Genomic DNA, 584 nt, shown 5'->3' on the forward strand with positions numbered 1-584 from the left:
CATGGCATTGATACTCGACACCACCTCCTCCACTTCTGCGGTCTTATCCATCTCGGGCAACTGGACGGTAATATTCACCACGGTGACATCACCTTTCTCTGACACCAATGCGCTTTTTAAAACAGGTTCACTGAGTGCAATGCTTTTGACCTTGGAAATTCGTTCTGGGGTCAGTTCGTATTCACTGTATAGAAGATCTTCAACCAACAGCTCATCGTCAAAGGCTTCTGTGTGTTGATAGTTAGCGATAGAGTCAACACGGCTCGAGTATGGGACTTGCCAAGCGTCGACTGTTATTTTCTGGATAAGAGACAAGGTCTGCGAGGTAAAAAGGTCGCCATCTTCAGGCGCGATGACTATGGCAAGGTTGTCCGTTTTTGCGAACGTGGTTTGGATTTCATCAAACGCAAGCAGTTGCTTGTTAGTACCATCAAAGAAAATGTCGTAATCTCCTCTGAAATACAGGTTTTTACCTCCTATTGTAGCGACAATAATCAAGAAAATAGTTGCTAGTAGAACGAGCAAACTGTATTTGGTGGGTATCTTCCCCAAACCAATTCCTTGGTGTTGCTGAGCTTTACGGT

At 44.7% G+C, this 584-nt stretch carries 1 pseudogene; it reads right to left on the reverse strand.

Annotated features, from left to right (window positions below):
* Positions 1 to 558 (reverse strand): annotated as a pseudogene (locus R7O13_RS29055) (RND family transporter); the annotation flags it as partial.
* Between the last annotated feature and the right edge of the window lie 26 nt (positions 559 to 584).

It is taken from the genome of Vibrio sp. Y176 (assembly GCF_033438945.1).